This window comes from Paucilactobacillus nenjiangensis, assembly GCF_005405445.1.
Taxonomy (GTDB): Bacteria; Bacillota; Bacilli; order Lactobacillales; family Lactobacillaceae; genus Paucilactobacillus; species Paucilactobacillus nenjiangensis.
Genome location: NZ_BJEB01000081.1, coordinates 1 through 6804, shown reverse-complemented (window position 1 = coordinate 6804; position 6804 = coordinate 1). Strand labels below are relative to the sequence as shown.

Genomic DNA, 6804 nt, shown 5'->3' with positions numbered 1-6804 from the left:
TAGTGGTTCCGACTACTACGGCCCACAGTGGACTTTCACCACCTAGTTGGCGCCCATGCCGGGCGCACTCAAAAAAGACCGTAATACAAAACGTCAGTTTTATATTACAGTCTTGGGTAATGATTATTAGATTAATCGCTACTTTCATCGGAAACAAGTTTTGATGGATCAATACTTGTAATCTTGTAGCTACTACCTGATTTAGCAACGTGCGCCACATAAGAATAAACCTGTGTATGTTCTCCAGAACCGGAGTCTGAATTGTCATAGAAGGTATATTTTACATTGTAACTAACTTGCGCTAAATTTTTCTTTTCTGGTACAACATGGAGTTTAGAAGCTTCATACGAAACACTTTCGATACCAGAATCATTTTTATAACCCTTAGCCATTTTAACTAATTCTGAATAGTCTGAATTACCAGTTCCATTAACAAAGAGAGCAGCAAATTCTGACGCGTTATCGTTATCACCAGTCGATGAAATATTATCCACATATTGGAAAACTTCGTTGAATAAACTTTCCGCATTGCTATGTGAAATTACGCCTGGGAACCCCACACTAACTTCTTCACCATCATCATACGAACTGATGGTCTTAGTATTTGAGTTAATGGTCTGCCCATCGCCAGTCTTATATTTCAAGTTCAACTTCATGCCACTCGTCCAAGGCTTGTCTGTAATTGACAGGCGTCCAGTATCATCAAGCGTGCCCACCTTTTTACCGTTAATATAGGCCACTGCATTAGCATAGCTAGTCACATCAAATGAAACTGTTTGGAGTGACAGATCATACGGATAACTACTATTCGTTAAAATATCATTGTCGTTGTCATTCTTCATTGCATTACCACTAACCGTACCAGTTGATTTTAAATTATATGTTCCTGGTACTAACGGTCCAATTGATTTCGTGTAATAAGAACTCGTCGAGGTCCCAACTTGTTTGCCATCGAGATAAAGTTTGATTCCTGAGTGATTAGTTTTCAACGTCGCATAAACTGGCGTCACCTTAATCTTATATTTGGGGAAGAAGAGTAAAACTTTTCCATCTTGAACATAAGTAAATTGACTCATGGCGGTGCCTGTATAATTACCAGCACTCAATTCGCTTTTCATCGTGGTTGCCTTATTGGGATTAGCCTTTAAGTACTTCGTTAATGGTTTAAGCGATTTATCAGTAATGGTTAATTTAGTCGTTGTAGATTCAAAATCTTTAGAAATGCCTTGCTTGCCTTTTTGAATGCCCATCATGGTTCGATTCAATTGATTTTCAGTTGAATAATAGGTTTTACCACCCACATAACCAATAATTAACAAGAATACGACTGCAATCGCAGCGTAGACTTTCCAAGAATATTTCTTTTTGTTTGTGGGACGCTTAGGCGTCTCGTGAACAGTATTTGCAGCAATATTGTTTGACTGGTTTGTTGAACTAACAGGCTGTTGTACTGGATCACTTTGATTTGAAACCGGATCCGTTTTAGGGTTAGTCGAGTCGTCCGCGGCTGCTACAGGCGTATCAACTGGTTGGTCTGCTTTTTCTTCAGCTTGTTTGTTAAAGAAATCCCGAACATCAAACCCACATTTACCACAAAAAATTGCACCTGGTTCAAGTTTTGCACCACAATTAGGGCAAAACGCTTGGTTATCGTCTTCTTTTGCCATATTTAAACCTCCCAATTATATTCCAGATAACGCACTTGAGAATAAGCTAGAAATTTCAGAAGTGATTGAACTAAAGACTCGCTCCAACTGTTGAGTTTCGTAACCGGTATAACCCCTGAAGACCACATAACTAATTATTAGGAAGATAACAGAGATTAAAACCACTTTGTAAAAAGAATCCAGTTTAGTACTCGTATCAGTCGCAGCGTTCACGGCTGCCGATAATAAGAAAACCGTCCCTTGAAACGATGCCAAGATGATGATGAACATCAGTTTGTAAATAAACGATTTGAAGCTATCTTCACTACTCGTCATTTCAGTCAAAGTTGGAAATAGGAAAGTCGTCAGAATCATTAGCAAAGAAAATACTAAGGTAAAATTCAAATTATGCGCAATTGTATTCGTATATTCAAAAAACGTTTTATTGCCGCTATTTTTTTGAAATAGATACCCAGCTGCTAGTTTGGCTGCATATAAAACTGCGTAGGTGATAAATAGTACCAGGAACGTTCCAACCGTCACAAATTTTAATGAGCTTGAATATGTCGAAATTCCGTTTTGAAAATAACGGTAAATTAAGTAAAAGACAGTTGAATTTAAAATAGCTAAAACTACAAATGACACCAATCCAAAATAAGCATGGGCCGACTCACTTGCTTGAAATGGATGTTTGATTGATTCCACTAACCACGACCAATAATTAACCGCAAAGCCTTTCGTCTTTTCCGCAGTTCCAGCTACATTTGGCGTTGCTGTGCCAGTACCAGTCGTTTGATTAGTCACATTTTGCGTGACTGTTTCTTCAACAGGCGTACCACACTTGATGCAAAAATTTGATCCTGCCGGTATTTCAGCACCACAATTTACACAATATTTCATAATTTGGTTCCTCCCAGTTGTAAAGAATTATTGTGAGCACACTGCTCGACAAATTAAGCTTATCACAATATTAATAGTCTTTTTTAATTTTTTATAAATTTTGTCGTATTTTTTGGTATTAAAACTTTATTATTTATGCAATTCGTTAATTGCCTGTCCTCAGCTTGTAACAATTCATGAACAAAAAAGTTCCATCCAAATTAACAATTTGAACAGAACCATTTTTTAAATTCACTTTGGCAATTTGAATTTTCAATTGTTAAGCTTGCGCGTTTAAAATCCACATGAAGCCGATAAACACAAAGAATAATACATACATTAATGGATGAACTTCTTTGCCTCGCTTAGCAGCAATCATGGTGATTGGATACATAATAAAGCCGAGAGCAATTCCGTCTGAAATACTATATGTTAATGGCATTCCTAAGACAATTAAGAATGAAGGAATCGCAATTTCTAACGAAGTCCAATTGATATTTTTTAAAGATTGGGCCATCAATACACCAACAATTATCAACGCTGGTGCTGTTACTTGAGTGGTTACAACGGTCAATAATGGCGAGAAGAATAATCCAAGAATAAATAACACACCTGTGGTGACTGCAGTGATTCCTGAACGACCCCCAACTGCGATACCGGCAGACGATTCAACGTATGCACCAACGGGTGAAGTCCCTAATACAGATCCAGCCAACATCGCTGTTGAATCTGACATCAAAGCTTTACCTACACGTGGCATTTTATTATCTTTCATAAAACCAGCCTGTTGGGCCAAGCCAACCAATGTTCCAGCAGTATCAAAGAAAGTAACCAACAAGAACGTTAGCACTACCACTGCGAGTTGAATGGTATTAATATCCCCAACATGCATCAAAGCTACGCCAAAAGTTGGTTTTAAACTTGGTGCACTAGCAATTAAACTAGATGGTAAATCAATTAAGCCCGTTGCAATGCCTAGTACTGAAGTTAGTACCATCCCAACAAAAATTGCTCCTGGAACTTTACGAACCATTAAGATTGCTGTGATAATCAAACCAAAGATTGTTAACCAGGTCGTTCCAACACTTAATGATCCCAGCCCAACAACTGTTGATTTGTTAGCCACAATCAAGCCACCATCATTTAAGCCAAGGAATGCTATAAACAAGCCAATTCCACTTGAAATGGCAAATTTTAAGTCACTAGGAATTGCATCGATAATCATTTCTCGTAATTTAAAGATAGTAATCAACAAGAAAATAACCGAAGCGACAAACACACCTGCTAACGCCGTTTGCCAAGGAACCTTCATTCCAATGACTACAGAATAAGCAAAAAATGCATTAATTCCTAACGCTGGAGCGGTCGCAATGGGATAACGTGCTAACACTCCCATTAAAATACAGCCAATTGCACTGGCCAGTGCGGTTGCCGTAAATACGGCCCCTTTATCCATCCCCGCGGCACCAAGAACACTGGGGTTAACGAATAAGATATAAGCCATCGAAATAAAAGTCGTAAAGCCTGCTAAAATTTCTGTTTTGTAGTTAGTGTGTAACTCATCTAACTGAAAATACTTTGTAATTGCAGACAAACCAATTCCCTACTTTCAAATAATGTTAAAAAACTATTATACATTTAATATCCACATAAATCCGATGAAAACAAAAAATAATGCATACATTAGTGGATGAACTTCTTTGCCGCGTTTAGCAGCCAACATCGTTATTGGGTAAACAATACATCCAATCGCAATTCCATCAGCAATACTATAAGTCAGCGGCATACAAATCAAAATCAAGAATGAAGGAATCGCAATTTCCAATTCACTCCAATTAACCTTAGCCATCGATTGCGCCATCAAAACACCGACAATAATCAATGCCGGAGCCGTCACTTGTGTGGTTACTACGGCCAACAAGGGTGAAAAGAACATTCCTAAAATAAATAAAATTCCTGTCGTAACAGCGGTTAAACCTGAACGGCCACCGACTGCAATCCCCGCAGATGATTCAACGTACGCACCAACTGGTGAAGTTCCTAAAATTGATCCAGCTAACATCGCTGTTGAATCTGACATCAATGCCTTCCCAACACGGGGCATTTTATTATCTTTCATGAAGCCAGCTTGTTGAGCCAAGCCGACTAAGGTTCCAGCAGTATCAAAAAAAGTCACTAGTAAGAACGTCAGAACGACCACGCCTAATTGCAGCGTATTAATATCTCCAATATGAGCCAGAGCAACACCAAAAGTTGGTTTCAAGCTGGGAGCACCAGCAATCACGCTTGATGGTAAATCAATCAAACCGGTAAAAATTCCAAGTAAAGCAGTTAAAAACATCCCAATAAAAATAGCTCCAGGTATCTTTCTAACCATTAAAATAGCAGTTACAAATAATCCAAAAATTGTCAGCCATGTTGTCCCTACATTCAGGGCACCTAAGCCTACAACGGTTGACTTGTTGGCCACAATTAAGCCACCATCATGCAATCCAATAAAAGCAATAAATAATCCAATTCCACTTGAAATGGCAAATTTCAAATCACTGGGGATGGCGTCAATAATCATTTCTCGTAGTTTAAAAATTGTGATTAACAAGAAAATAACCGCAGCAACAAACACGCCAGCTAAGGCAGTTTGCCAAGGAATACCCATTCCAATAACTACAGAATAAGCAAAAAATGCATTAACACCTAATCCTGGGGCGGTGGCAATAGGATACTTAGCCAATACTCCCATTAAGATACAGCCAATTGCACTTGCAATCGCCGTCGCAGTGAAAACCGCTCCCTTGTCCATTCCCGTTTGACCAAGGACACTTGGATTCACAAACAAAATATATGCCATCGAAATAAAAGTCGTAAAGCCAGCCAAAATTTCTCTTCTTACATTTGTATTCAATTCATCTAATTGAAAATAATTCTTGATTGCTGACAAATTAATTCCCTACTTTCTGGTTTAAATACGAACAATAATACTAATATAGTTTATATCATTCGGAAATTGATTTCAATACCATTTTGTTAACAAAGTTGCTATTTAATAAAAATGTCATTCTGCAAATTTCATGACAATGTCAATTAAAGATCTATTAAATAACTAGTTTGCATTTATCGTTTTAAATGCAACGTCTCACGATACTTTTTTCGTGATTATTATGACTGACTATTGTAGAATTAACGATAGTAGCAGTTGTTAATATTTAACATGCGGTATCGTTTTTAAATACAAATATTGGGATGGAGTACATTAGGGCTATGAAAAGAAGTATGATTTTAATTGGGTTAATCAGTATTGTCATTGTATTATTCGGTGCGGTGGCCTTTGCGTCACACGCTCACAGTGAAAAATTAAGCGCGGAATCATCAGCTCGTAGCAAAATTAGTTCCAAAAAAGTTGCTAGTTCAAGCTTGTCATCTTCTTCAAGTAGTGCCAAAGTTGCCTCAGAAAAGGCAAACGATAGCATTATCTATCTTACTTTTGATGACGGACCTCAAGAAAGTACAACTCCACAACTTTTAAAAATCCTCAAAAAAGAGCAAGTCCACGCTACCTTTTTCGTGACAGGCCATGGCCCAGATTCACTAATCAAGCAAGAATACGAACAAGGAAATGTAATTGGATTACACACGATGACACATGATTATGCAACAGTGTACGCCTCACCTGCTGCATACTTTAATGACTTACAACAAATTAGCGATCGCGTTTACCGTCTGACTGGTGAACGCTCAATGATGGTTCGGGTTCCTGGCGGAAGTGAAAATCAGGTTAGTCATGGTTTAATGCCACAAATTTTGCCGCAACTAGTGCAAAAAGGTTACAAGTACTTTGACTGGAATATCTCTTCTGGTGACGGCGGATATGAAGCCACTGCAGAAGAACCATATCAACACGTAACCACTACGCTTGTTCCACATTCAAAAAATGTTGTCCTGATGCATGACACTAAACAAACTTCAATTGATGCCGTACAACGGATTATTGAATTTGGTAAAGCTAATGGCTATAAATTTGAAACTTTAAATATGAATAGTTGGGCACCTCAACAAATCTCAATGCCCCAATAATTTTTCAGCCATAATTGTAAGACGATTATGGATTTTTGTATGTATTTTGAAAACTTTTATATAACTTAGTTAAAAACCATTAATTTACTTAATTTTCTAAATAAATCTTTTTTGGAACGGAGCAAGGAAATACGTTCTTTCAAGGACGTGATGGATTGCTCTTTTTTATTGCCCGAAGGGCTATTGTAGATGGTGTTAATAAAAAGTG

General features: G+C 37.8%; 5 protein-coding genes. 1 reads left to right on the top strand and 4 read right to left on the bottom strand.

Annotated features, from left to right (window positions below; translation table 11 throughout):
• Positions 1 to 131: 131 nt before the first annotated feature.
• From FFM59_RS09390 to FFM59_RS09375, 4 genes are all read right to left on the bottom strand, one after another.
• Positions 132 to 1667, bottom strand: a complete 1536-nt coding sequence (locus FFM59_RS09390) for a zinc ribbon domain-containing protein (protein WP_137602779.1) — start codon at positions 1665 to 1667, stop codon at positions 132 to 134.
• A gap of 15 nt (positions 1668 to 1682) precedes the next feature.
• A complete protein-coding gene (locus tag FFM59_RS09385; protein WP_137602778.1) occupies positions 1683 to 2546 on the bottom strand; it encodes a zinc ribbon domain-containing protein in 864 nt (287 codons plus the stop codon).
• 259 nt (positions 2547 to 2805) lie between these two features.
• On the bottom strand, positions 2806 to 4119 hold the full coding sequence (locus FFM59_RS09380) for an NCS2 family permease (protein ID WP_137602777.1): 1314 nt from the start codon (positions 4117 to 4119) through the stop codon (positions 2806 to 2808).
• Positions 4120 to 4155: 36 nt separating this feature from the next.
• Positions 4156 to 5463, bottom strand: coding sequence for an NCS2 family permease (locus FFM59_RS09375; protein ID WP_137602776.1), 1308 nt, complete (start codon positions 5461 to 5463; stop codon positions 4156 to 4158).
• Positions 5464 to 5783: 320 nt separating this feature from the next.
• Here FFM59_RS09375 and FFM59_RS09370 point away from each other — a divergent pair, with 320 nt between their 5' ends.
• Complete coding sequence (locus FFM59_RS09370; RefSeq protein ID WP_170175980.1) at positions 5784 to 6596, top strand: polysaccharide deacetylase family protein; 813 nt, start codon at positions 5784 to 5786, stop codon at positions 6594 to 6596.
• Positions 6597 to 6804 lie beyond the last annotated feature (208 nt).